The following is a 23970-nucleotide window of genomic DNA, read 5'->3' as shown; positions in this document are numbered from 1 at the left end:
TCCGTTCACCCGATCAGCTCGACCCGATAGTTCTCGATCACGGTGTTGGCCAGCAGCTTGTCGGCGGCGTCCTTCAACGCCGCCTCGGCCTTGGCCTTGTCCGCGCCGGCGAGCTCGATGTCGAACACCTTGCCCTGACGGACGCTGGCGACGCCGTCGACGCCGAGCGATTTCAACGCACCCTCGATCGCCTTACCCTGCGGATCGAGGATACCCGTTTTCAACGTAACGGTGACACGTGCCTTCACGTCAGATCCCTCTTAGCTCTTCACCAGCACCGGGCCGGAGCCCGCCGGACGCTCGTTCTCCATGAGAATGCCGAGACGCTTGGCGACTTCGGTATAGGCCTCAAGCAGCCCACCGAGATCCCTGCGGAAACGATCCTTGTCGAGCTTCTCGTTCGACTTGATGTCCCACAGACGGCAGCTATCCGGCGAGATCTCGTCGGCGACGATGATCCGCATCATCTCGTTCTCGAACAGCCGGCCGCACTCCATCTTGAAGTCGACGAGGCGGATGCCGATGCCGAGGAAGAGACCGGTGAGGAAGTCGTTGACACGGATGGCAAGCGCCATGATGTCGTCGATCTCCTGCGGCGTCGCCCAGCCGAAAGCGGTGATGTGCTCTTCCGACACCATGGGGTCGTTGAGCTGGTCGTTCTTGTAGTAGAACTCGATGATCGAGCGGGGCAGCTGCGTGCCCTCCTCGATGCCGAGGCGCTGCGACAGCGAGCCGGCGGCAACGTTCCGCACCACCACTTCCAGCGGCACTATCTCGACTTCGCGAATCAACTGCTCGCGCATGTTGAGGCGGCGGATGAAATGGGTCGGCACCCCGATGTCGTTGAGGTGCTGAAACAGGTACTCCGAGATCCGGTTGTTGAGGACACCCTTGCCCTCGATCACCTGATGCTTTTTCGCATTGAACGCGGTGGCGTCATCCTTGAAGTGCTGGATCAGGGTACCGGGCTCCGGGCCTTCGTAAAGAACCTTTGCCTTGCCTTCATAAATGCGACGCCGACGGCTCATGGGGATGTACCGTGTTTTGTTGAAATCCATGTATCTGGTGTGCTCCGGTTGACGAGACTACGACCCACAGCGGAGCTGCCGTGAACGGCCCGGAACCCGTGAAAACAGAACGGGAACCCAACCTTAGGCAACCTATCCGATTGGCTCCCCCAGCACAATCGATCCAGCCGTCCGGCATCAAACTTATACCGCCTTGCCTGCGGCTTAACGGCTCGTTGTTTTGCCGATTCGTGCCCCCTATCTAGGCATGCACCGGGGCTCTCGCAACGAGGGCCGCCGGGGCCGGTCAGCAGGGAATTGGAAAAGGCATGAGCACGTTGGACAAGCGCGAGGAAGGCTTCGAGAAGAAGTTTGCCCTCGACGAGGAGCAGAAATTCAAGGCTGAAGCCCGCCGCAACCGGCTGCTCGGCCTGTGGGCGGCCGAAAAGCTCGGCATTACCGGCGATGCCGCCACCGCCTATGCCAAGGAGGTGGTCGCGGCCGATTTCGAGGAGGCCGGCGACGCCGACGTCCTGCGCAAGGTCATGGCCGATTTTGCCGCCAAGAACGTCGCCGTCACCGAACAGGCGATTCGCGCCAAGATGAACGAGCTGATCGCGGTGGCCGCCGCCGAGGTGAAGGCGGGGAAATAAACCGCCCTTCTCTATCTGACCTGCCGGCGCGCAATCCTCTTGCGCTCCGGCCGTTCCTTCCTTGGTCGCCGAATCGTCATGGCGCCGGTTGGGCCATAATCGCGCCGGATGGCCTCCAGCAAATGCTGGGCGGCCAGGCTCAAGAACCCGCCGCGCCGCGTCACCAGGGCGATGTCGTGGCTGGCGACGAGATCGCCGACCGCAACGGTGGCGATGGCGGCAGAGCTCAACTCCTCAGCCACATGGCTTTCCGCCAGGAGCGCGAGGCCGAAGCCCGATTCGACGAGCCTTTTCTGGGCGGTGAGACTATCGACCGCCGTCCATTCAACATCGGACAGTCCGCGAGTCAGAAACAGCGCAAAGACGTGCGCGGCGGCGATCTCGCGCCGTCCGGGCACCTCGGGAAATGCGATCCAGCGCTCACCACCGAGCTCGGCGAGCCGCTTCACACGCTTGCCGGCGAGCGGATGATCGGGTGCGCAGACGACCTGCAGCGCCTCAGTCAGGATCGCCTGGCAGTCGAGGTCGCGCGAACGATCCATGTTGTAGCGCAGACCGATTGTCGCCTCGCCGCGGCGCACGAGGCCGCTGACCTCCGCGCTGGTCGCGGTGCGCAGCGTGAGCGCGACACCGGGATTTTCCTTCGCGAACGCCGCCATGATCTTCGACAGGCGATTGTCGGCAAGCGTGCCGGTCACTGCGAGCGACACCGGACCGGCACTCTGTTTGGTCAACGCCCGGATCGCCTGCTCGGCGTCCTGCGCGGCTGCGACCGCGCGCTCCGCGTAAGGGATCAGCACCCGTCCCGCATCGCTCAGCATCGTGCGACCCGCTGAGCGATCGAACAGCGGCACACCGAGCTCCTGCTCCAACAGTGCAATGCGGCGAGAGATCGCCGGCTGCGAGCGGAGCAGGAATTTGGCGGCGTTCGAGATCCCTCCCCGACGGTGAACCGCAAGGAAGGTGTTGAGCGCATCGCTGTCCATCGCCGCACCTCATGCAAAAAGCTGATGATATGTAGATAAATAACAAATTTGTTGGATGACGGAAAGGCGCCTATGGCTGAGGGCACGTCGATCAGGATGTGCGGAGCGAATCATGACAAGCCAATTGGAGAAGGCGAAAGCGTTTCAGGCCCTGCACACGCGCCCAGGCGCCTTCATCATTCCCAACCCGTGGGATGCCGGCACGGCAAAACTGCTCGCCGCGATGGACTTCGAGGCGCTCGCGACGACAAGCCTCGGTCTCGCCAACACGTTGGGCAGTTCGACGGTCAGCCTCGACGCCATCCTCGAGAATTGCCGCGCGATTGCCGCCGCAACAGAACTCCCGGTCAACGTGGACCTCGAGAACTGCGGCGCACATGAGCCAAAGCGCGCGGCGGACGCAATCCGGCGCGCAGCCGAGGCAGGAGCGGTCGGCGGCTCCATCGAGGATTCGACCGGCGAGCGAGAACGTCCGATCTATGATTTCGCGTTGGCCGTGGAGCGCGTGCAAGCCGCCGTGGAGGCGGCGCGCTCCCTGTCCTTTCCGTTCACGCTGACGGCCCGGGCCGAAAATCTTCTGCACGGGCGCAACGACCTCGACGACACCATCAAGCGATTGCAGGCATTCGAGGCCGTCGGCGCCGACGTGCTCTATGCGCCGGGCGTCCACACCCTCGCAACGATCACGACCGTGGTGTCGTCGCTGAAGAAGCCCTTCAACCTCGTCATGGGCTTCGCCGATCCGACGCTGACCTTGCCGCAACTGTCAGCGGCCGGAGTCAAGCGCGTCAGCGTCGGCGGCGCGATGTCGCGATTTGCGCTCGCAGCATTCCTGACGAGCGCACGCGAGATGAAGGAGAACGGCTCCTTCACCTATGTTCGCGAAATGGCGCCGATCAAGGAACTGCGCGACGCGTTCGCCGCGGTCAGCCTTCCTTGAAGCCGTATTCCGGCACGTTGCCGCTGGCGCCGTAATATTTATACGGCAGGAATTTGCCGCTCATCGTGAACTTGACGCGGTCGCCCTTCGGGTTGGCGACGCGCTCGATCGCCATGTCGAAGTCGATCGCCGACATGATGCCGTCGCCGAACTCCTCCTCGATCAGCGCCTTCCAGGCCGGGCCGTTGACCATCACCATTTCGTAGAAACGGTAGATCAGCGGGTCGGTCGGCGGCATCGGCGTGCCGGTGCCGCGCATCGGCACCTCGTTGAGCATCGCGGTTTCCGCCTTCGACAGGCCGAACAGCTCGCCGGCGTTGGCCGCCTGCGGCTTCGTCAGTTTCATCTGCCCGAGGATCGCGCCGACGATCAGTACCTCGGCATAGCCGCCGATTTGCTCGCAGATATATTTCCAGCTCCAGCCCTTCTCGCGCTTGATGTCGAGCAGCTTCTCGGTGAGGTCTTCGCGTTTCATGTCGGGGTCTCCCTTCAAAAGCATGATCCGGAAAAGTGTGAAGCGATTTTCCGGAGATCATGCGTCTCCAAATTAGGCAGTCAAGCCGGGACTGCTCCCGGGTATCCAGGCCTGTCGTTGGTCGTCGCCACCGGACGCGACGGTCAGTCCGGGCTTACCGATATGCACCACCGGCACATTGCGCGGATCGTGACCGGGCGTCTCGGCCGCGAAAGTCTTGCTGCGCATCACCAGGAAATCAATGATGTGATTGCGCAGCGCGTAATACAGCGGGTGGCGGTGCAGGTCGGTGCGGCCGCGGTCCCGCGGCAGCGGGTTCTCGACCACTTCCGCCAGCACCGCGCCGGGACCGTTGGTCATCAGGAAGATCTTGTCGGCGAGATAGATCGCCTCGTCGACGTCATGGGTGATCATGAACGCGGTCTGCCCGGTCTCAAGACAGATGCGCCGCACCTCGTCCTGCAGCGTGCCGCGCGTCAGCGCGTCAAGTGCCGAGAACGGCTCGTCCATCAGCATCATCTTTGGCGTGATCGACAATGCACGCGCGATGCCGACGCGCTGCTTCATGCCGCCGGAGAGCTCGGAAGGTCGCTTGTGTTCCGAACCCGTCAGGCCCACGAGATCAATAAACGTCTGCGCATGCGCCTTCACCTTGGCGCGATCCCAGCGCCGCCATTTCGAGCTCACGGCGTAGGCGACGTTGCCGAGCACGGTGCGCCAGGGGAGCAGCGCATGGCTCTGGAAGATCACGGCACGGTCGAGGCTCGTCCCTGAAATGGCCTGCCCGTCGACGATCACCGCGCCCTCGCTCGGCGCATCGAGGCCGGCGAGGATGTTGAGCACCGTGGTCTTGCCGCAGCCGGAATGGCCGATCACGCAGCAGAACTCTCCGCGCGCCATCGACAGCCACAGATTCTCGAACACGGTCGTCGTCGCTCCGCCCGCGCCCGGATAGCGCTTTGCGATGCCTTCGATGGAGATGAATTTCTCGGTCACGGCCCTACTCCGGAAACGTGACCATGCGCGTGAAGCGCGCGAGGATCTGGTCGAGCAGCATGCCGACGATCCCGATCAGGAGGATCGCGATGATGACGTTGGTGATCGACAAATTGTTCCACTCGTTCCAGACGAAGTAGCCGATGCCGGTGCCGCCGACGAGCATTTCGGCCGCGACGATCACGAGCCAGGCGATGCCGATCGAGATGCGCATGCCGGTCAGGATCGTCGGCGCCGCCGCCGGCAGAATCACGGTGAAGGCGCGCCTGATCGTTCCGACCTCGAGCGTTCGTGCGACGTTGATCCATTCCTTGCGTACGCTCGCGACCCCAAACACGGTGTTGAGCAGCATCGGCCAGATCGAGCAGATGAAGATGACGAAGATCGCGGAGATCGAGGAATCCTTGATGGTGTAGAGCGCGAGCGGCATCCACGCCAGTGGCGAGATCGGCTTCAGCACCTGGATGAAGGGATCGAGCGCTTGGCTCAGCAGCGGCGACATGCCGATCAGGAAGCCGAGCGGAATGGCGACGAGCACGGCGAGCAGATAGCCGGCGCCTACGCGCGCGATCGAGTAGCCGAGCTGGATGCCGAGCCCCTTGTCGTTCGGCCCGTTGTCGTAGAACGGCCGCTTCAAATGCTCCCAGAGTTTTACGCCGACATCGAACGGCCCGGGCATGGCGGATTTGCCCTGCGTCGCGGTCAAGCCCATCAGCTTGGCGTATTCCGGGCTCATCGTGGCCACCGGTGCCGTCGAGCGCACGGCGAGATGCCAGATGCCGAGGAACGCGGCGAGCAGCACGATCGAGACGAGGCCGGCGCGGAGACGAAGGGAGGAGGTGGTCATCGAGCAGGACCTCTCCACGCGTCGTCCCGGCGAAGGCCGGGACCCATAACCCCAGGGAGTAGTTTGACGAAGACTCGCTGTTCGGTACTGCTACCTTTCGCAATCGATAGATCACGCGGTATGGGTCCCGGCCTTCGCCGGGACGACGGCGGAGAGGCAGCGCGGCCCCTCACGACGCCTTCCTGATCTTGAAGCTCGCCAGGTAGTCCTCCGGCTTGGCCGGATCGAAATTCTTGCCCATCACCGCGAACGATTTGTAGCTGCTGGCTGGCGGCGTCAGGCCCATCTCGGTCATCAGCTTCCTGGTGTCGGTGGCGAGATACACCTGCTCGGCAACCGCCTTGTAATCGACGTCGCCCTTGATCTGGCCCCAGCGCTTCATCTGCGTCAGCATCCACACCGCGAAGGACTGCCAGGGGAACGGGTCGAAATCGACGCGCTTTTCATCCGTCTTCACGCCGCCGAGGCCGTCGGCATAGGTGCCGGTCAAGACCTGTTCCAGCACCGTGACCGGCGCGTTGATGTAGTTCGCCGGCGCGATCGCCTCGGCGATCTGCTTGCGATTCTCCGCCTTCGACGCATAGGCGGTCGCATCGACGATCGCGCGCGTCAACGCCGCAAAGCTGTTCGGCGCCGTGGTGATGAACTCGCGGCTGGCGGCGAAGCTGCAGCAGGGATGGCCGTCCCAGATTTCCTTGGACAAAAGATGCATGAAGCCGACGCCGTCATAGATCGCGCGCTGGCAGATGTTGTCGGGTGCGAGGAAGCCGTCGATGTTGTCGGCGCGCAGGTTTGCGACCATTTCCGGCGGCGGCACCGAACGCAGCTGCACGTCGGTGTCGGGGTCGACCCCGTGTTCGGCGAGATAGTAGCGCAGCAGATAATTGTGCATGGAATAGTCGAAGGGGATCGCGAATTTCAGGCCCTTCCAGTCCTTCGGATCGCGCTTGTCCTTGTGCTTGGTCGCGAGCACGATGCCCTGCCCGTTGATGTTCTCGATCGCAGGGACAGCAAACGGAATGGCGTTTGCCCCCAAGCCAAGCGAGATCGCGAGCGGCATCGGCGCCAGCATGTGCGCGGCGTCGTATTCCTTGTTGATGGTCTTGTCGCGGATCACGGCCCAGCCGGCCGTCTTGACCACTTCGACGTTGAGCCCATGCTTGGCATAGAAGCCGAGGGGAGCGGCCATGATGATCGGCGTGGCGCAGGTGATGGGGATGAAGCCGACCTTGAGGTCCTTCTTCTCGGGCGCGCCCGTCTCGGCGAACACCTCCGTGGCGGTCTGAAGCGGGAAGAATTGCGACAGCGCGGCCAGCGCGGTCGAGGCCCCGACCGATTTCAGGAATGCGCGCCGCGCCAAATCCTGCGGAAACATCGCCCGCATCAATGCGGAGGCCACGACGCCCTCGTAGCGCTTTTCCTCGCTCTCGACGGGCTCGCAGCGCAGCGCCAAAGCCGCCTGCTCGTGCTCGGAAGCCGAACGGTGCCGGCCGCACGCGCAACCGGACTGAAGACTGCGGTCGGCATCGAACGGATCGTCGAACGTGGCCATGCTGCTGCGCCCCTTTGTCACACTGCGCGAGGGACGCCGTTGTCCGCCGCGTCAGGTCAAAATTGTATCGTGGCCCGGCCGCTCTTTGCGCAGCCGGGCCACGGAAAACATGCAGGTTCTATGCCGCCTTGCCTGTTACCTGGGCAGCGATCGGCAATCCCTGCTCGATCGGCAGCGACGGATCGCGCGACCATTCGTTCCAGGAGCCGAAATACATCCGCACGTCCTTCACGCCGGCGTTCTTGAGCGCCAGAAACGTGTTCGAGGCGCGCGCCCCCTTGAAGCAGTAGAGATAGACCGGCGTGGACGGCGAGATGCCGACAGTGGCGCATTCCGCCAGAATCTCGTCCTTGGACTTGAAGCGCGGTCCCTCGGCGGTCGGCTTCATCATGCGATACCATTCCAGCCACACCGCACCGGGAATGCGACCCTTGCGCGGGCAGAAATCCTTCCCATACGGAGACGAGCTGTCGCCGATCCATTCGTCGACGTCGCGCACGTCGAGGATGGCGACGCCCGGCTTGCCGACGGCCCCGAGCATGGTCTTGGCGTCGATCAGGATCTCGCCCGCTTCAGGCACGATCGAGAACGACGCCTTCGCCGGCGCCGGCACATCCTTCGTCACCGGAAGACCTGCGGCGGCCCAGGCATCGAAGCCGCCATGCAGCACCTTCACTTTTGGATAGCCGAGCATGGTAAGCAGGTAGTAGCCGCGGCAGGACTGACCGAAGCCGGAGTTCATCGACTGCTCGTAGATCACGGCCGTCTCCTTGCCGGAAAGGCCGGCGCCGCCAAAGGCGTCCGCGAATTTCGTCTTCAGCTCGCTGATGCCTTCCGGCGTCGAGGTCGCAAGAAACGTGAATATCTCATGCACGCTCACGGCGTTGGGAAGGTGCCCGGCGCCATAGGCGTCGGGGTTGCGGGTGTCGATCACGACACAGGGCTCGGTCTTCAAGAGATCGGCAAGTTCGCTGGCAGAGATCAGAACGTCCGTCATTGGCAGCCTCTCCGTTGAGGTTAGGTGGTGGACTGGAGTGGTGGACTTGGGTGGACTCGTAAAGATCAGGAATCGGCAAGCATCTTGCGCAACTGCTTGGTGGCAGGCGTGACGATCGCGACGAAATAGGCCTCGCGCAGGCGCCGCTGCGCGCGGTGGCTCATAAGGTAGCCGCGCGCGCCACAATGCAGCATCGCGGCATGCGCCGCCGCGACGCTGGCCTCGCCGGCGCGAAGCCTGAGCGCGATCACCTTGCGCCAGTAGGTCTCCTCTTCATTGTAGGGATCGCGCGCCAGCGCCATGGCCTCGGTCTCGAGTTCGGCGGCGAGATCGCGGAAAGCCACCGGCTGTTGCGGCAAATAGCGGTTGATGTGGCCGAGGGGATTATCGACCTCGTCCATGATGTTGATGCAGTCCTTGATGAGCCCGAGCGCCATGCCGGCCTGGAGCAGGATGAAGCCGCCGCGGATCTTCTTCACGAAGGGGCCGGCGGGATCGGCCAGGATCAGATCATCCGGCACGAAGGCGTCGCGGAACTGCACGCCGTAGGTGCCGGTGCCGTCCATGGCGAGGAACGGCTTGCATGGCGTCAGCGTGATCGCAGGGTCCGAACAGTCCGCGAGGAACATGACCGTGCCCGGCTCGTCCTCGCGCTCGAAGATGGTGCCGAAATAATGGTCGGGGCCGAGATTGGAGACCCAGGGCAGCGCGCCGCGCACGATGTAGCCGCCTTCGACCTTGCGCCCCTTCAGTTTGAGCTTTTCGATGCCGAAAAAGCTCTTCATCGGATTGGAGAGCCCGGTGCCGCCGAGCACGCGGCCGGTCGAGAACGCATCGCCGAAGCGCTTTGCCAGCTTCATGTTGGTCGAGTTGGCGGCGTACCAGACCAGCGTGTTTTGGCACCACGCCATGAAGGCGGTTCCGCCGCAGACCTCGCCGATTGCCGCCATCGCCTGGATGGCACAGCGCAGATCGGCAGGCCCTTCGTGCGGCACGTGACTGCCCCAGGCGCCGACCTCGCCGAATTTGCGCAGCACCTCGGCTGGATAGACGGTGCCGGCGTCGATGCCGGCAGCGAGCGGCGCGAGCTGCTCCCGGGCGATCCGCGCCACCTCGCCTGCAATGGACGGTGCGGGCTGATCCAAAACTTCGGCCCGTGATAAAGCCAGTGAACCCATGATCGTCTCCCGCACCTTGTCCTGTTGCCGTCTACTAGATGCCGACCTCGAGATTGACCGGGCGGGTGAAGGTGTTGGCGACCGGCGACCATTGCTTCACATGGGCGACCAGCGCATTGATCTCGTCCGGCGAGATCCCCTCACATTCCATGTCGACCTTTACGCGCACGTCGGTGAAGCCGACCGGCTTGTCCGACATGTCGCCGGTGCCCCAGACCGCGGTGATGTTGAGATCGCCCTCGAGCTCGAGCTCGAGCTTGTTGACGATCCAGCCGCGATGCACGGCGTTGGCGTGCAGGCCGACGGCGAGGCAGGAGCCGAGCGCGGCGAGCGAGGCTTCGGACGGATTGGGCGCGGTGTCGTCGCCGAGCAGACCGGGCGGCTCGTCGACAATGTAGGGCGGCAAATTGCGGATGTAGTTGGCGTGGCGGAATTTTCCTTCCGCGACCGTCTTGCACTTCAAGGTCTTGATGACCTTCGGATTGGCCTTGCCGTTGGCGATCAGTTGCTCGAGGCCATTCTTGTCGATGGGCGCGAGGCAACCCGTCAGCACTGTCTTCTGAACGACGGCAGTCATCATTTTCTCCCTGGCAGGAAATCGGCAGGATACCGAACGGTCTGTTTCCTTGCATGGAGCGTGCCAGAGAAGGCCAAAAACAAAATGCGAAGCATTGGAGCCGCTTAGCGAGAGCTGCCTGCGGATTGATCAGCGACCGTTTGCTCAAAGGCGATGCAGACGGCCTTTCCCTTGCGAATCTTTTCAGCGCGGAACAGATGCGGCTTGCTGATGCGGCATCGCTGCAGGTAAGTTTGGACTCATGGCCAAGTCCTTACTCAACAAGACGTCATCGAAGAAGACCTCGCCCCACGCCGCCGCCGGCGAAGACGAGTCCGCGCGCGGGCGCCTCTTGAGCGCCGCGACACATCTGTTCTGCAAGAACGGCATCAACGCCACCGGCATCGATGCGATCATCGAGGAAGCCGGCACCGCAAAGACCACGCTTTACAAATTATTCGGTTCTAAAACCAATCTCGTCAACGCGGTGCTGGAGAGCGAAGGCAAGCAGTGGCGCGAATGGTTCATCGGTGCCATGGAAGAAGGCGGCGGCGACGCGCAGACGAAGCTCACGCGTATCTTCCCGGCGCTGAAAAGCTGGTTTGCCGAAGAGCGCTTCTACGGCTGCCCCTTCATCAACGCGGTCGGCGAGCACGACAAGGACGCCAAGCAGTTCCGCAACATCGCGATGAAGCACAAGAAGATCGTGCTCGGCCACATCGAGAAGCTCGCCGGCGAGCTTGGATCCAGCGAGCCTGTCGTGCTCGCGCACCAGCTCGGCCTCCTGATCGACGGCGCGATCGTCGCCGCGATGGTCTCGCGCGATCCGGGCGTGGCGGATACGGCGGCGCTCACGGCAGGTCCCCTGCTCAGCCAGTGGAAGGCGAAAAAGAAGCGCGCTGCGGATCAGCTCGAGGCGGTGTGATCGCGGCCTTCATAGGGTGGATTAGCCCCGCGGGATTGCGCGAAGCGCAAACCGCTCGGCGTAATCCACCTCTTTGAGCTCCGCGGAAACAGAAGTGGTGGATTACGCCTTCGGCTAATCCACCCTACCAAGTGCGCCTCGGCAAACCCTCCATAAACCGCCCGATCGCCGCGAGCACCGGCTGCTGATCGCCCGCAAAGAACCAATGATCATTGCCGTCGAGCTCGACGAATTCCGCGCCTTTGATCCGGCTCGCCACATCGCGCCCCGCCGCGATCCGTACGGCCTTGTCGTCCCGACGATGCAGCACCAATGTTGGCACGGCAATCTGCGCCAAAAGGTGCCGCACGTCGGCGTCGCGAAACGCCTCGAGCACCGCCGAGATGCCGCCCGGACTGGAGGCCGCGCGCAATAGCCCCGCCCACCAGGCGCGCGCCTGGGGATCGCCGGCAAGGCTCGGCGCGAAGGTTTCAATCTCTACCGGGCCTCCCCATTGCGCGATGAGGTGCTTGCTCCAGGCGTCGTACTGGCTGGCGCGCAACGCGTGCGGATAGTCCTGCGACCAGCAGCCCTTGGCCAATGCGCCGAACAGAATGAGCCCGGCCACGAGACGCGGCTCATCGACAGCAAATTTGATGCAGGCGGGCCCGCACTCGGACGCTCCGAACAGCACGACGCGGCGCCCATCCACGGCCCGCAGCACGGTGCCGATATCCTCCGCGGTGGCGTCGATGCCCGGCGCCGATCCAACCCGGTCGGACAACCCGATGCCGCGACGATCGAAAACGATCAGGCGCCCCAACTTCATCAGTGAGGCCAGAAACGTCCGGCTCGCGGGATGCTCCCAGGCGCGCTCCACATGCGACACGAAGCCGGGCATGACCAGGATATCGAGCGGACCGCTTCCATAGGTCTGATACGCCAGATGCACACCGGCGCCCTTGACGTAGCGCGTCGTCGGAACGGCGGCGAGCGACGAAGCCGCGCCGGGGTCCATGAGCGCCTCGGTCTCGGCTTCCGGCGCGACTCCAAGCTCGTCCCGCAGCCGCTGCGTCAGGGCCTCGTGGTGCCGTTCGGCTGCGCTCCTGTCGCCGGCCAGCAAAAGGCTGCGGAGCAGATGCCGGCCATAGACCTCGCTGAGCGGATCGAGCTCGACCAGGCGTCCCGCATGCACTGTGGCGGCAAAATGGTCGCCGGCTGCATTCTTGTCCTGCACCAGACGCTCCAGCGCGTGCATCAGCCGTCCCCGTAGCGCCTCCCGCCGAAAGAAAGCCCAGTCGTCGAATTCGGGGCAGCCGTCCAGAGCGAAGCCCGCCAGGAAGTCCCCCCGATACATCAGGCAGGCTTCCTCGAAGGCGCCGCGATTGCAGGCGCTCTCGAACAGATGCGTATCGACCTTCAGCTCAATCTCCGGAGACCATCGCACGCTGCTGCGGTCGGTCTCGAAGATCCGCTGGCCGAGCGCGAGTTCGATGCGATGAAGCAGCCGCCGCAATCGCCCGAGGCCCGTCTCGCGGGACGTCTCGGGCCATAGCAGCGTAGCAAGGACGTCCCGCGCGACCGCGCCGTTGGCCTCCCCGAGATAGATCAGCAGCGCAAGACCCTTGCGCAGGTTCAGCTTGATCGTGCGGTCGTCGGCATGGACCTCGGGGAACCCGAACGCTCCCAGTAAAAAGGCGGTCATGGAGATCCTCTCTCCCCTCGCGGCGTCTCCCGGGGGGACGCGCAGGGGACGGTCCGCCGATATGAGTCGGGCCAGATCGAGCCTGCCCGCCAGCGAGCGGTTCGCGCTCCTGCATGGGGCACCGCTGTATCAGGCACAATAGGAAAAAACATGTTCGCGCGCCTCGCAATCCTGCTCTACGCCATCGTGAGCTATGCGGTATTCACGGTTTCATTTCTCTACGCACTCGGTTTCGTCGGCAATTATGTCGTGCCCAAGTCGATCGATATGCCGATCGACATGTCGATGGACATCGGCAGCTCCACGAATTTGGGCGAGGCCATCGTCGTCAACCTGCTGCTGATGAGCCTGTTTGCAATCCAGCACACCGTCATGGCGCGCCCGGGCTTCAAGCGATGGTGGGGAAAATTCCTTCCCCTCGCCTGCCAGCGCAGCACCTACGTGCTGCTCTCCAGCCTGATCCTTCTGCTGCTGTTCTGGCAGTGGCGCCCGATCCCGGCACCGATCTGGCAGACCAGCGGCATTGCGGCCTGGTTGCTGATCGGCCTCCATTGGCTCGGCTGGCTGATCGCGTTTGCCGCGACCCACATGATCGACCATTTCGACCTATTCGGCCTGCGCCAGGCTTTCGCCGCGCTACGCGGGGCCGAGATACCAGGTCAATCCTTCAGGACACCGCTGCTCTACAAGATCGTGCGGCATCCAATCATGCTGGGCTTTCTGCTCGCCTTCTGGGCGACGCCTGAGATGACCGCCGGCCATCTGCTGTTCGCGATTGCGAACACGGCCTACATCCTGGTCGCCCTGCAGTTCGAGGAGCGGGATCTGATCGCCGAGTTCGGCATGACCTATCAGCAATATCGCCGCCGCGTTCCGATGCTGCTGCCGCGTCTCTTCGGTCGTCGAACGGAAGATCGCCAGCCGCCTCGGCCTGCTGGAGCGCCACAATGAACGCAGTGCCATGCCGCGCATTTGCGGTCGAGCGGGGGCCCGTTCCGGTGGCCGCAAACGCCGCCGTGTTCGCCGATACCCTCGATGGGCTCGACGCCAGCCTCTTTCTCGTCGACACGGACGGACGTCTCATTCACGCCAATACCGCCGGGCAGGCCATGCTCGATGCGTGCAACGTCCTGCTTGAGCTCCGTGGGCTTCTGATGGCCTGCGATTCCACGGTCAGCCAGACGTTGCGGCAAGTCTTCGCGGCAGCCGGACGCGGCGACCAGGCCCATGGCATCAACGGACTCGCGATCTCGATGATCGGGCTGGACGGAGAACGCCACGTCGCCCATGTCCTGTCGCTAGCATCGGGCACGCGCCGAAATGCGGGTGCCGCCTACGGCGCGGTTGCCGCATTGTTCGTCCGCAAGGCGGCGCTGACGATATCGCCTCGTTCGGAAGCTCTCCGTGGCGCGTTCAAACTGACGCCGACCGAGTTGCGTGTGATGCTCGCGATCGTCGAACTCGGCGGCGTTCCCGAAGTGGCGGCGGCGCTCGGCGTCGCCAATACGACGATCAAGACGCATGTCCGTCGCCTGTTTGAAAAGACCGGTGCAGCGCGACAGGCGGATTTCGTCAAGCTCGTCGCGGGATATGCGACGCCGTTGAGAGAACCTGCCGATTATGGACAATCCGTTGGAGCGATACGATGAGAGCGGTTCTATGCAGCTCGTTCACCGGACCGGGCGATTTGCGCCTCGGCGAGGTCGACGAGCCGAAGCCGGCCGGCGACGAGATTCTGATCGACGTCCATGTGGCCTCGGTCAGTTTCATGGACCAGTTGGTGGTCTCGGGCCTCTACCAGATGCGGCCGCCGACACCCTTCGTGCCCGGCACGGAAGCATCCGGTATCGTCGTCGCGATCGGCGACAAGGTCACGAGATTCGCGCCCGGCGACCGCGTGGCGTGCAGCGCATGGACCGGCGGCTACGCCGAACGGATGATTGCGAAGGAATCGAAGGGCGTGCTTCTGCCTGACGGTGTCGCGTTTGAAGCCGCGGCGACGGTCCTGCACAATTACGGCACGGCCTATTATGCGCTGGTCGAGCGGGCCGGGGCGCAGCGCGGCGAAACGCTGCTCGTCACCGGCGCTGCCGGCGGAGTTGGCCTTGCCGCGGTCGATCTCGGCCGCCATCTGGGCCTGCGCGTCGTCGCCGGTGTCGGCTCTGACGACAAGGCTGCCCTGGCGCGAAGCTACGGCGCCAGCGAAATCGTCAACTATCGCAGCGAAGATCTGCGCGACCGCATCAAGTCGATGACATCAGGAGAAGGCATCGACATCGGCTTCGACAATATCGGCGGCGCGATCTTCGAGCAGATGGCCCGGCTGATGAAATGGGGCGGACGGCTGATGCCGATCGGCTTCACCAGCGGCGAAATTCCGTCACTCCCGATGAACCTGCCGCTGCTGAAGAACTATTCCATCCTCGGGGTCTTCGTCGGCGCCTGGGCGGAGAAATTCTCCGCCGATGCCGCGCGTATGAATGACACGCTGATGCAATTGCTGGCCGAGCGAAAAATCCTCCCGCATATCGATCGCATCCTCCCTTTGGAGGAGGCCGGAGAAGCCATGCGCGCCGTGGCCAACCGAACGGTTCAGGGACGAATTGTCCTCAAGATCAGGTAAAGTGCAACGGGAAGAGAGAACAAGACCGATGACACCGATCATCATCGACAAGCGCTTTTGCGGTCCTCCCAACTCCGGCAACGGCGGCTATGTCTGCGGCCGGCTGGCCCGTCACATCCCAGGGGCTGCGGAGGTGACGCTGCGTGCACCGCCGCCGCTGGACCAGCCGCTCGATGCGATCGCAACCGACGACGGCACATGGGAGCTTCGCGATGGCGCCCGGGTCGTCGCGACCGGGCGAGCGGCCAGCATTGAACTTGCGCGTCTGGAAAAAGCCAGCTTCGAGGAGGCCTGCGCCGCCGAGTTGCTGACCCCGGTCAAGCCGCACGAGCATCCGCTGCCGACATGTTTCGTCTGCGGCCCCGCAAGGGCGAAAGGTGACGGTCTGCGCATCTTCGCCGGATCGCTCGGGCGCCATAGCGCCGTCCTCGCCGCGAGCTGGACGCCGGATCAGAATCTGGCCGCTGAAGACGGCCTGGTCGCCCCCGAATTTCTCTGGTCGGCGCTCGATTGCCCCACCGGCTTTGCCTGCAATTGCGATCAGGGAAGCGGCAGCTTCGACAAGGCACCGCTGCTGCTGGGGCGGATGTCGGCACGGATCGAGGCCCGCCCGCGCCCGGGCGAACGCTGCATCATCACCGCCTGGCCGACCGGCCGCGACGGCCGCAAACGCACGGCAGAGGCTGCGCTGCATGATGAAACCGGGAGGTTACTGGCCGCGGCGACGGCGACATGGATCGCGGTCGATCGCGACGTGCAGCTTGGGCGCACTTCGTAGGGTGGATTGGCGCAGCGTAATCCACCACTTTGGCAGCGGCACGAGAAGAGGTGGATTACGCCTTCGGCTAATCCACCCTACGAAGCCTACGCGCTTTGCTCGATCATCGCCTGAAGCCGCGCCAGCTCCGCCTCGATATCCCGCTCGACATCCGCCGCCCGCATCTCGATCACGCGATAGTCGCGCGCTTCCAGCCACGTCCGCCGTCCCGCACGGTCGGCAGCGATCGTCTCCCCTTCGCCCGGATTGACGAGCTCGATCGCGATCCGGTGCGGGAACGAGACGAAGTCCGGGATATGCCGCCCCACAGGGGTCTGGCGCTTGAACCCTCCCGCGAAGCGGCGGTCGCGGGTCAGTCCCTGCCACAGCAGGCGCTCGGCATCCGTCGGGTTGCGGCGGAGCAGGCGGGCGAGGCCACGCACGGTGCTGCCGCTGTCGGGCACCCCGCCGCCCTGCCCGTGCTCGGCCAGCAGCGCGCGCAGCCGCGTGGCCTGCTCGCCGTCGAGCACGCCGCCCTTGGCCGGGCCCTTGCGCCCTTCCGCGATCGCCATGACGACTCCATGCAGGGTGTGCATGTCCTGCTTGGTCGGCTCCATCCGGCTGAAGATGTTGCGCAGGTTGACCAGCATGGTGTCGCGCTTCTCGACCGGGCGCAAAAATTCGACCCGGTCGAGCTCGCGGATGAGGTTGTCGAAGAACGCCTGCATCTGGTGCTGCGAGGCGCGCTCGGAGCGCTCCGGCATGGCGTGCGGCAGCTCGCCGGAGGTCGCCCGCTTGAACCATTCGTAGCCGACCAGCAGCACCGCCTGGGCGAGGTTGAGCGAGGCAAAGCCCGGATTGACCGGGAAGGTAATGATGCGGTTGGAGAGCCCGACCTCCTCGTTGGTCAGGCCCCAGCGCTCCCGGCCGAACAGGATACCGGCCTTGCCGCCCGCCGCGACGTGCCCGGAAATCTCGCTTGCTGCGGCTTCCGGCCCCACCACCGGCTTGGCCTGGTCGTGGGGGCGCGCGGTGGTGGCGAACAGCAGGTCGAGATCGGCGACCGCTTCACCGACCGTGTCGAACAATTCGACCTTATCCAGAATATAGTCGGCCCCGGCGGCGGCGCGCTGGGCGGCGATGTTGGGCCAGCCGTCGCGAGGGTTGACGATGCGCAAGGCGCCAAGCGCAAAATTGCCCATGGCGCGCGCGGCCATGCCGATGTTTTCGCCCAGCTGCGGCTCGACCAGGATCACGATGGGACCGTCGAGGGAAAGGCCGGCCTTACTCTTGTCAGTCCCCGACATCTCGCTTCGCTTTCACACTGGTTCTCAAGGCCTTGGACAGGCGCTCTCAGGAATTGATTCAAGGCCGGTCTTGACCTGGTCCTGACCTGATCTTGATCAGGTCTTGAGCCGGCTGCCCGTCCGCCTGTCGTTTGCCTGTCCTGACGAAATTCTCAAGGGAAATAACGGGTTGGATTCGACTTTTGAATCTCGCCTGAAACTTCACCCCGGCCCCCGCGGCAGGGCTGCTCCCGCCCCCCATCTGCGGAGGCTGGATGAGCTAAAAGTGCATAATCCCTTGGCTTTCGCCCGCTGCTATCAGGTGCTAAGAGGCGGCGGATATTCCCGTGGCGCGCCAAAAGCGCCGTTCCCAAGAGGCTTCCCCGATCATGGCAAAAATCAAGGTGTCCAACCCCGTCGTCGAACTCGATGGCGACGAGATGACCCGGATCATCTGGCAGTACATCAAGGACAAGCTGATCAACCCGTTCCTGGATGTCGAGCTGCAATATTTCGACCTGGGAATGGAGTACCGCGACCACACCAACGATCAGGTCACCATCGATGCCGCCGAGGCCATCAAGAAGGTCGGCGTCGGCGTCAAGTGCGCCACCATCACCCCGGACGAGGCCCGGGTGAAGGAGTTCAACCTCAAGCAGATGTGGAAGTCGCCGAACGGCACCATCCGCAACATCCTCGGCGGCGTGATCTTCCGCGAGCCCATCATCTGCAAGAACGTGCCGCGCCTCGTTCCCGGCTGGAGCAAGCCGATCATCATCGGCCGCCACGCCTATGGCGACCAGTATCGCGCCACCGACATCAAGTTCCCGGGCAAGGGCACGCTGACGATGAAGTTCGTCGGCGAGGACGGCACCGTGATCGAGAAGGAAGTGTTCAAGACCCCCGGCGCCGGCGTCGCCATGCAGATGTACAATCTCGACGATTCCATCATCGACTTCGCCCGCGCCTCGCTCAATTACGGCCTGCTGCGCAACTATCCGGTCTATCTCTCGACCAAGAACACCATCCTCAAGGTCTATGACGGCCGCTTCAAGGACATCTTCCAGGACATCTACGACCGCGAGTTCAAGAAGGAATTCGAGGCCAAGGGCCTGACCTACGAGCACCGCCTGATCGACGACATGGTGGCCTCGGCGCTGAAATGGTCCGGCGGCTATGTCTGGGCCTGCAAGAACTACGACGGCGACGTGCAGTCCGACACGGTGGCGCAGGGCTACGGCTCGCTCGGCCTGATGACCTCGGTCCTCCTCACCCCCGACGGCAAGACGGTGGAAGCCGAAGCCGCCCACGGCACGGTGACCCGCCACTATCGCGAGCACCAGAAGGGCAAGGAGACCTCGACCAACTCGATCGCGTCGATCTTCGCCTGGACCCGCGGCCTGTCGCACCGCGCCAAGCTCGACAACAATGCCGAGCTCGCCAAGTTCGCGAACACCCTGGAGAAGGTCTGCGTCGACACCGTCGAGGAAGGCTACATGACCAAGGACCTCGCGCTCCTGGTCGGCGCCGACCAGCGCTGGCTCTCGACCACCGGCTTCCTCGACAAGGTCGCCGAGAATCTCGGGAAGGCGCTGGCGGCGTAAGTCGTCCGCAATTTCGCCCGACTGGGCCGGACATCATCACGGGCCGCGCCTCAGGTGCGGCCCGTTTTTTTAGACCCCTCGCGCGGAGATGCGACCATGTCGATCAAGCTTGCCGTCCCCTGCCTGTTGCTGCTCGCTGGACCGGCTCTGGCCGCCGACCCGCTCCCCGACGCCATCGCAGCACCAGGCGAGACTGTCGTGCTGAGTGTCCACGCCGAGGGTGCGCAGGTCTATGAGTGCAAGGCCGGCATCGACGGCAAGCTCGCCTGGGCGTTCCGCGAACCGATCGCGACGCTGCTGTCCGAGGGCAAGACGATCGGCCGGCACTATGCCGGGCCGAACTGGGAGCATGCCGACGGCAGCGCCGTGGCCGCCAAGGCCGCCGGCAATGCTCCGGGTACCACCGCGGCCGACATTCCCTGGCTGAAGCTGGAAGTGACGACCCACCGCGGCAGCGGCGTCCTCACGCCCGTTACGACGGTTCAGCGCATCAACACCCATGGCGGCAAGCTCGAGGGTTCTTGCGACAAGGCCGGCGACTTCAAGAGCGCGCCCTATTCGGCCGACTACGTCTTCCTGAAGAAGGACTGAGCACTCAGCGGTCGGTGCCGTCGCGCTCCGCCTGCGCCAGCTCTGCCACCGCAAGGTCGCCGGTTCCCTCCAGCCGCGCCTTCGCCGTCTTGTGAACGTGCGCGGCGAGCGTCGGCATGCGCTCGATCAGGGCGTGAAAGTCCTGGGCGTCGAGCACCAGCAGCCGTGTCTTGCGCGTTGCCGTCACCGTGCCGCTGCGTTTTGTTTTGTGCAGCAGCGCGATCTCGCCGAAGAAGGTGCCATCCGCGAGCCGCACCTGCTGGTTCGGCAGCGTGATCTCGACCTCGCCGGCGGTGATGAAGTACATCGACGAAGCCGCATCGCCCCGCCGCACCAGGATCTCCCCCTGCTCGAGGGTGCGCGCCCTGAGCAGCCGCATGATGTCGGCGATTTCGGACGCCGCGAGATGCGAGAACAGCGGCACCCGCGCCAGCATGCTCCAGGTGACGACGAAGTCGCGCCGCTTCACCTCTTCGGCAAAGGCCGTCGAGATGATCGCGACCGGCAGCGCGATCATGGCGAAGCCGGCGATGATGGTGAAGACGGAGATGAACTTGCCGAGCGCCGTCACCGGCACGACGTCGCCGTAGCCGACGGTGCCGAGCGTCACGATCGCCCACCACATCGCTTGCGGGATGGTGCCGAGCTTGTCCGGCTGCACGTCGCGCTCGATGGCGTAGAGCAGCGAGGCAAACGTCAGAACCGCGCCGATCAGGATGACGATGCAGCCGATCAGCGCCCGCCGCTCGGCGTGCACGGCCGCAAGCAGCGAGCGCATCGCCGGCGAATAGCGCACCAGCTTGAAGAACGGCAGCACGCCGAGCGCTGCCAGCGTCGCATGGCGGCCCGTAGCGAGCACGATCGCAGCCGGCAGGAACGCGAGAAGATCGATGATGCCGAGTGCGGAGAAGACATAGCTGAGTCGGTCGGACAGCGCGGACGCCGGGCGCTGGGTATGGCCCGCCACCGTCCACAGCCGCGCTGCATATTCCAGCGCGAACACGATCACGGACAGGACGGCGACCGCGCTGAACAGCGTGCCGAACCGCGCGTCCAGATCCGGCACTGAAGCGAGGATCATCGCGACCACGTCGAGCACGATGACGCTGATGACCATCTGGATGAAGCGCGATCCGACCGAATAGGCCAGCGGATCGTGCTCCAGCAATTCGTAGAGGCGATCCCTCAGATTGGGATCGGCTGAGCCTCGTCCTCGCGGAACGGGGCGCACGACCTCACGCGCCGATCATGGCTTTTTCGATCGCCGTGAGCGCCGCGGCCGCATTCGCGCCATCAGGGCCGCCCGCCTGCGCCATGTCGGGACGGCCGCCGCCGCCCTTGCCGCCGAGCGCTTCGGAGGCGACCTTCACCAGATTGACCGCATTGAAACGCGAGGTGAGATCGGCGGTGACGCCGACCACGACGCCGGCCTTGCCATCTTCGGTGACGCCGACGATGGCGACGACGCCGGAGCCGATCTGCTTCTTGCCGTCGTCGGCAAGGCTCTTGAGATCCTTCATCTCGATGCCCTCGACCGCGCGCGCCATCAGCTTGACGTCGCCGACCTCGCGCACGCCTGAGGCCGCGCCATTGCTGGCAGCAGCGCCGCCGCCCATCGCGAGCTTCTTGCGGGCGTCGGAGAGTTCGCGCTCGAGCTTCTTGCGCTCCTCCATCAACGCACTGATGCGCGCCGGGACGTCGTCGATCGAGGTGCGCAGCTCGTTGGCCGCGGTCTTCGCCAGCGCCATGGTGTCGTTGGCGTGTTTTCGCGCGTAGTTGCCGGTTAAAGCCTCGATCCGGCGGACGCCGGAGGCGACCGCGCTCTCGCCGGTCAGCGTGATCAAGCCGATGTCGCCGGTGCGCCGCACATGGGTGCCGCCGCAGAGCTCGACCGACCAGCCGAGCGCGTTGGCGCCGCGCTCGCGCGCGGTCCGGCCCATCGAGACGACGCGAACCTCGTCGCCATATTTCTCGCCGAACAGCGCACGTGCGCCGGCCTCGCGGGCCTCGTCCACGCCCATGACGCGGGTCGAGACTTCGTCATTCTCCAGCACCACGTTGTTGGCGATGTCCTCGACGCGCGCGAGCTCCTCCGCCGTGATCGGCTTCGGATGCACGAAGTCGAAGCGCAGGCGGTCGGGCGCGACCATCGAGCCGCGCTGGGCGATGTGGTCGCCAAGCACCTGGCGCAGCGCCTCGTGGATGAGATGCGTCGCTGAGTGATGCGCGCGGATCGACGAGCGCCTGCCGTGATCGACCTCGAGCTGGAGCGCGGTGCCGAGCTTCAGCTCGCCGCTCTCCACCGTGCCGACATGAACGAAGAAATCGCCAAGCTTCTTCTGCGTGTCGGTGACGCGGAATTTGATGCCGCCATCGCCGACCAGCACGCCGGTGTCGCCGACCTGGCCGCCGGACTCCGCGTAGAACGGGGTCTGGTTCAGCACGATGGCGCCGGTCTCGCCGGCCTTGAGGCTGGCGGTTTCCTTGCCGTCCTTGACCAGCGCGGTCACCACGCCTTCAGCACTCTCGGTCTCGTAGCCCAGAAATTCGGTGGCCCCGAGCTTCTCGCGCAGCGGGAACCAGATCGCCTCGGAGGCAGCTTCGCCAGAACCCTTCCAGGACTCGCGCGCCTTCGCCTTCTGGCGCTCCATCGCGTCGGTGAAGGAAGCTTGATCGACGCTGATGCCGCGTGACTTCAGCGCGTCCTGCGTCAGGTCGAGCGGGAAGCCGTAGGTGTCATACAGCGTGAAGGCGACGTCGCCGTCGAACATGTCGCCCTTCTTCAGGGATGCGCTCTTCTCGTCGAGGATGGCAAGGCCGCGCGTCAGCGTCTTGCGGAAGCGGGTCTCTTCCAGCCGCAGCGTTTCCTCGATCAAATTTTCCGCGCGCATCAAATCGGGATAGGCCTGGCCCATCTCGCGCACCAGCGCCCAGACCAGCCGATGCATCAGCGGTTCTTTCGCACCCAACAGCTGCGCATGGCGCATCGCGCGGCGCATGATCCGGCGCAGCACATAGCCACGGCCCTCATTCGAGGGCAGCACGCCGTCGGCGACGAGGAAGGCCGAGGAACGTAAGTGGTCGGCAATGACGCGGAACGAGGCGACGGTCTTCTCGTCCGGTCCGCTTCCGAGAGCGGACGCCGTCGCATCGATCAAATGACGGAACAGGTCGGTCTCGAACACGCTGTCGACGCCCTGCATGATGGAGGCCATGCGCTCCAGTCCCATGCCGGTGTCGATCGAGGGACGCGGCAGATCCACGCGCTCCTCCTTCGTCACCTGCTCGTACTGCATGAACACCAGGTTCCAGAATTCGAGGAAGCGATCGCCGTCCTCCTCCGGGGAGCCCGGCGGTCCGCCCCAGATGTGCTCGCCGCGATCGATGAAGATCTCCGAGCACGGGCCGCACGGGCCGGTGTCGCCCATCGCCCAGAAATTGTCCGAGGTCGGGATGCGGATGATGCGGTCGTCGGAGAAGCCGGCGATCTTCTTCCACAGCCCGGCCGCCTCATCGTCGGTGTGGTAGACCGTGACGAGCAGCTTGTCCTTCTTCAGCCCGTATTCCTTGGTGATCAGCTTCCAGGCCAGCTCGATCGCGCGCTCCTTGAAATAGTCGCCGAACGAGAAATTGCCGAGCATCTCGAAGAAGGTGAGATGGCGCGCGGTGTAGCCGACATTGTCGAGATCATTGTGCTTGCCGCCGGCGCGCACGCATTTCTGCGAGGTGGTGGCGCGCTGATAGGGCCGCTTCTCGACGCCGGTGAAGACGTTCTTGAACTGCACCATGCCGGCATTGGTGAACATCAACGTCGGATCGTTGCGCGGCACCAATGGCGAGGACGACACGATCTCGTGGCCGTTCTCGGCAAAGAAGTTCAGAAAGGTCGACCTGATCTCGTTGACGCCGCTCATGTTCATCCAATCGGGTGTGCTTGGGCCCGCTTCCCAGCCATCCAAACCGCGAGTTTGGGGTGATATCTGCGGGCCAAAGCGCTTTTAGACAAGGAGGCACCTGCTGTCCAGAAACTGTGCAACGTGATCAGTGGGTTGCCGCAGGCGCTCAATCCCGTTGAAAGCCGCAAACCGCGCGTTGACAGGCTTGGCCGGCCTGTGGTCTTTACCTATCTGTATCGTACGGCCACGTCGGGAGAGACCGGCACTGGTAGCCGGCGCCGAAGGAGCAACCGCCCCGGAAACTCTCAGGCAAAAGGACCGCGTGGCTTTGACAGCATCTGGAAAGAGGCGCCGACGGGCTTAAGACCCGGATAGCGTCCGCCGACGGGATAATACTCTCAGGCACAGCGACAGATG

General features: G+C 64.2%; 23 protein-coding genes and 1 riboswitch. Of the genes, 9 read left to right on the top strand and 14 right to left on the bottom strand.

What is annotated here, in order from left to right:
- Window positions 1-5: 5 nt before the first annotated feature.
- Window positions 6-248, bottom strand: a complete 243-nt coding sequence (purS, locus tag JQ591_RS19695) for a phosphoribosylformylglycinamidine synthase subunit PurS (protein WP_007602264.1) — start codon at window positions 246-248, stop codon at window positions 6-8.
- Window positions 249-260: 12 nt separating this feature from the next.
- A complete protein-coding gene (purC, locus tag JQ591_RS19690) occupies window positions 261-1028 on the bottom strand; it encodes a phosphoribosylaminoimidazolesuccinocarboxamide synthase (protein WP_008974302.1) in 768 nt (255 codons plus the stop codon).
- A 308-nt stretch (window positions 1029-1336) separates the two neighbouring features.
- Between purC and JQ591_RS19685 the strand changes: the two genes are divergently transcribed.
- The gene (locus JQ591_RS19685; protein WP_018455521.1) at window positions 1337-1660 is read left to right on the top strand and encodes a DUF1476 domain-containing protein; all 324 of its coding nucleotides are present in this window, start codon (window positions 1337-1339) and stop codon (window positions 1658-1660) included.
- 11 nt (window positions 1661-1671) lie between these two features.
- Here JQ591_RS19685 and JQ591_RS19680 read toward each other — a convergent pair whose 3' ends face one another.
- Window positions 1672-2646: a LysR family transcriptional regulator gene (locus JQ591_RS19680; RefSeq protein ID WP_211397667.1), complete on the bottom strand. Its 975-nt coding sequence runs from the start codon at window positions 2644-2646 to the stop codon at window positions 1672-1674.
- A gap of 112 nt (window positions 2647-2758) precedes the next feature.
- On the opposite strand from JQ591_RS19680, the gene JQ591_RS19675 reads away from it, so the two are divergent.
- Complete coding sequence (locus JQ591_RS19675) at window positions 2759-3586, top strand: isocitrate lyase/PEP mutase family protein (RefSeq protein ID WP_211397666.1); 828 nt, start codon at window positions 2759-2761, stop codon at window positions 3584-3586.
- Here the strand turns inward: JQ591_RS19675 and cynS are convergent.
- The 7 genes from cynS to JQ591_RS19640 form a co-directional block, all read right to left on the bottom strand.
- Entirely contained in the window at window positions 3573-4061 is a 489-nt protein-coding gene (gene cynS, locus JQ591_RS19670) for a cyanase (protein WP_211397665.1), read from the bottom strand. The genes JQ591_RS19675 and cynS overlap by 14 nt on opposite strands.
- A gap of 72 nt (window positions 4062-4133) precedes the next feature.
- Entirely contained in the window at window positions 4134-5057 is a 924-nt protein-coding gene (locus JQ591_RS19665; RefSeq protein WP_211397664.1) for an ABC transporter ATP-binding protein, read from the bottom strand.
- Window positions 5058-5061: 4 nt separating this feature from the next.
- The gene (gene ntrB / locus JQ591_RS19660; protein WP_211397663.1) at window positions 5062-5904 is read right to left on the bottom strand and encodes a nitrate ABC transporter permease; all 843 of its coding nucleotides are present in this window, start codon (window positions 5902-5904) and stop codon (window positions 5062-5064) included.
- Between the two features lie 169 nt (window positions 5905-6073).
- On the bottom strand, window positions 6074-7456 hold the full coding sequence (locus tag JQ591_RS19655) for a CmpA/NrtA family ABC transporter substrate-binding protein (protein ID WP_211397662.1): 1383 nt from the start codon (window positions 7454-7456) through the stop codon (window positions 6074-6076).
- A gap of 118 nt (window positions 7457-7574) precedes the next feature.
- A complete protein-coding gene (locus tag JQ591_RS19650) occupies window positions 7575-8453 on the bottom strand; it encodes a sulfurtransferase (protein WP_211397661.1) in 879 nt (292 codons plus the stop codon).
- Window positions 8454-8518: 65 nt separating this feature from the next.
- Window positions 8519-9631 carry an acyl-CoA dehydrogenase family protein gene (locus tag JQ591_RS19645; protein WP_211397660.1) on the bottom strand — a complete coding sequence of 371 codons (1113 nt, stop codon included), beginning with the start codon at window positions 9629-9631 and terminating at the stop codon, window positions 8519-8521.
- 34 nt (window positions 9632-9665) lie between these two features.
- Window positions 9666-10208, bottom strand: coding sequence for an OsmC family protein (locus JQ591_RS19640; RefSeq protein WP_007602244.1), 543 nt, complete (start codon window positions 10206-10208; stop codon window positions 9666-9668).
- Between the two features lie 241 nt (window positions 10209-10449).
- On the opposite strand from JQ591_RS19640, the gene JQ591_RS19635 reads away from it, so the two are divergent.
- Window positions 10450-11112 (top strand): TetR/AcrR family transcriptional regulator, encoded by a 663-nt coding sequence (locus tag JQ591_RS19635; protein WP_211397659.1) that lies wholly within the window; start codon window positions 10450-10452, stop codon window positions 11110-11112.
- Window positions 11113-11236: 124 nt separating this feature from the next.
- Here JQ591_RS19635 and JQ591_RS19630 read toward each other — a convergent pair whose 3' ends face one another.
- Window positions 11237-12796 carry an alpha/beta fold hydrolase gene (locus JQ591_RS19630; protein WP_211397658.1) on the bottom strand — a complete coding sequence of 520 codons (1560 nt, stop codon included), beginning with the start codon at window positions 12794-12796 and terminating at the stop codon, window positions 11237-11239.
- 150 nt (window positions 12797-12946) lie between these two features.
- On the opposite strand from JQ591_RS19630, the gene mddA reads away from it, so the two are divergent.
- From mddA to JQ591_RS19610, 4 genes are read left to right on the top strand one after another with little or no spacing between them, the layout of a single operon-like run.
- Window positions 12947-13747 (top strand): methanethiol S-methyltransferase, encoded by an 801-nt coding sequence (gene mddA, locus JQ591_RS19625; RefSeq protein WP_211397657.1) that lies wholly within the window; start codon window positions 12947-12949, stop codon window positions 13745-13747.
- 47 nt (window positions 13748-13794) lie between these two features.
- Entirely contained in the window at window positions 13795-14445 is a 651-nt protein-coding gene (locus JQ591_RS19620) for a helix-turn-helix transcriptional regulator (protein ID WP_349630391.1), read from the top strand.
- On the top strand, window positions 14442-15419 hold the full coding sequence (locus tag JQ591_RS19615) for an NADPH:quinone oxidoreductase family protein (RefSeq protein WP_211397655.1): 978 nt from the start codon (window positions 14442-14444) through the stop codon (window positions 15417-15419). Before JQ591_RS19620 ends, JQ591_RS19615 begins: the two co-directional genes overlap by 4 nt.
- Before the next feature lie 28 nt (window positions 15420-15447).
- Window positions 15448-16197: a PaaI family thioesterase gene (locus JQ591_RS19610; RefSeq protein WP_211397654.1), complete on the top strand. Its 750-nt coding sequence runs from the start codon at window positions 15448-15450 to the stop codon at window positions 16195-16197.
- Between the two features lie 86 nt (window positions 16198-16283).
- Here JQ591_RS19610 and JQ591_RS19605 read toward each other — a convergent pair whose 3' ends face one another.
- On the bottom strand, window positions 16284-17483 hold the full coding sequence (locus JQ591_RS19605) for a TrmJ/YjtD family RNA methyltransferase (RefSeq protein ID WP_211397653.1): 1200 nt from the start codon (window positions 17481-17483) through the stop codon (window positions 16284-16286).
- Between the two features lie 368 nt (window positions 17484-17851).
- On the opposite strand from JQ591_RS19605, the gene JQ591_RS19600 reads away from it, so the two are divergent.
- Complete coding sequence (locus tag JQ591_RS19600; RefSeq protein ID WP_106944448.1) at window positions 17852-19066, top strand: NADP-dependent isocitrate dehydrogenase; 1215 nt, start codon at window positions 17852-17854, stop codon at window positions 19064-19066.
- A gap of 96 nt (window positions 19067-19162) precedes the next feature.
- Window positions 19163-19657, top strand: a complete 495-nt coding sequence (locus JQ591_RS19595; RefSeq protein WP_211397652.1) for a DUF3455 domain-containing protein — start codon at window positions 19163-19165, stop codon at window positions 19655-19657.
- 4 nt (window positions 19658-19661) lie between these two features.
- Here the strand turns inward: JQ591_RS19595 and JQ591_RS19590 are convergent, their stop codons facing one another.
- Window positions 19662-20888 (bottom strand): cyclic nucleotide-gated ion channel, encoded by a 1227-nt coding sequence (locus tag JQ591_RS19590; RefSeq protein WP_211397651.1) that lies wholly within the window; start codon window positions 20886-20888, stop codon window positions 19662-19664.
- A 4-nt stretch (window positions 20889-20892) separates the two neighbouring features.
- Window positions 20893-23571, bottom strand: coding sequence for an alanine--tRNA ligase (alaS, locus tag JQ591_RS19585; RefSeq protein WP_211397650.1), 2679 nt, complete (start codon window positions 23569-23571; stop codon window positions 20893-20895).
- A gap of 222 nt (window positions 23572-23793) precedes the next feature.
- A riboswitch (glycine riboswitch) is annotated at window positions 23794-23883 on the top strand.
- The last annotated feature ends 87 nt before the right edge of the window (window positions 23884-23970 follow it).

This window comes from Bradyrhizobium canariense (assembly GCF_018130465.1).
GTDB classification, from domain to species: domain Bacteria; phylum Pseudomonadota; class Alphaproteobacteria; order Rhizobiales; family Xanthobacteraceae; genus Bradyrhizobium; species Bradyrhizobium canariense_C.
This window is presented reverse-complemented; position numbering and strand designations above follow the sequence as displayed.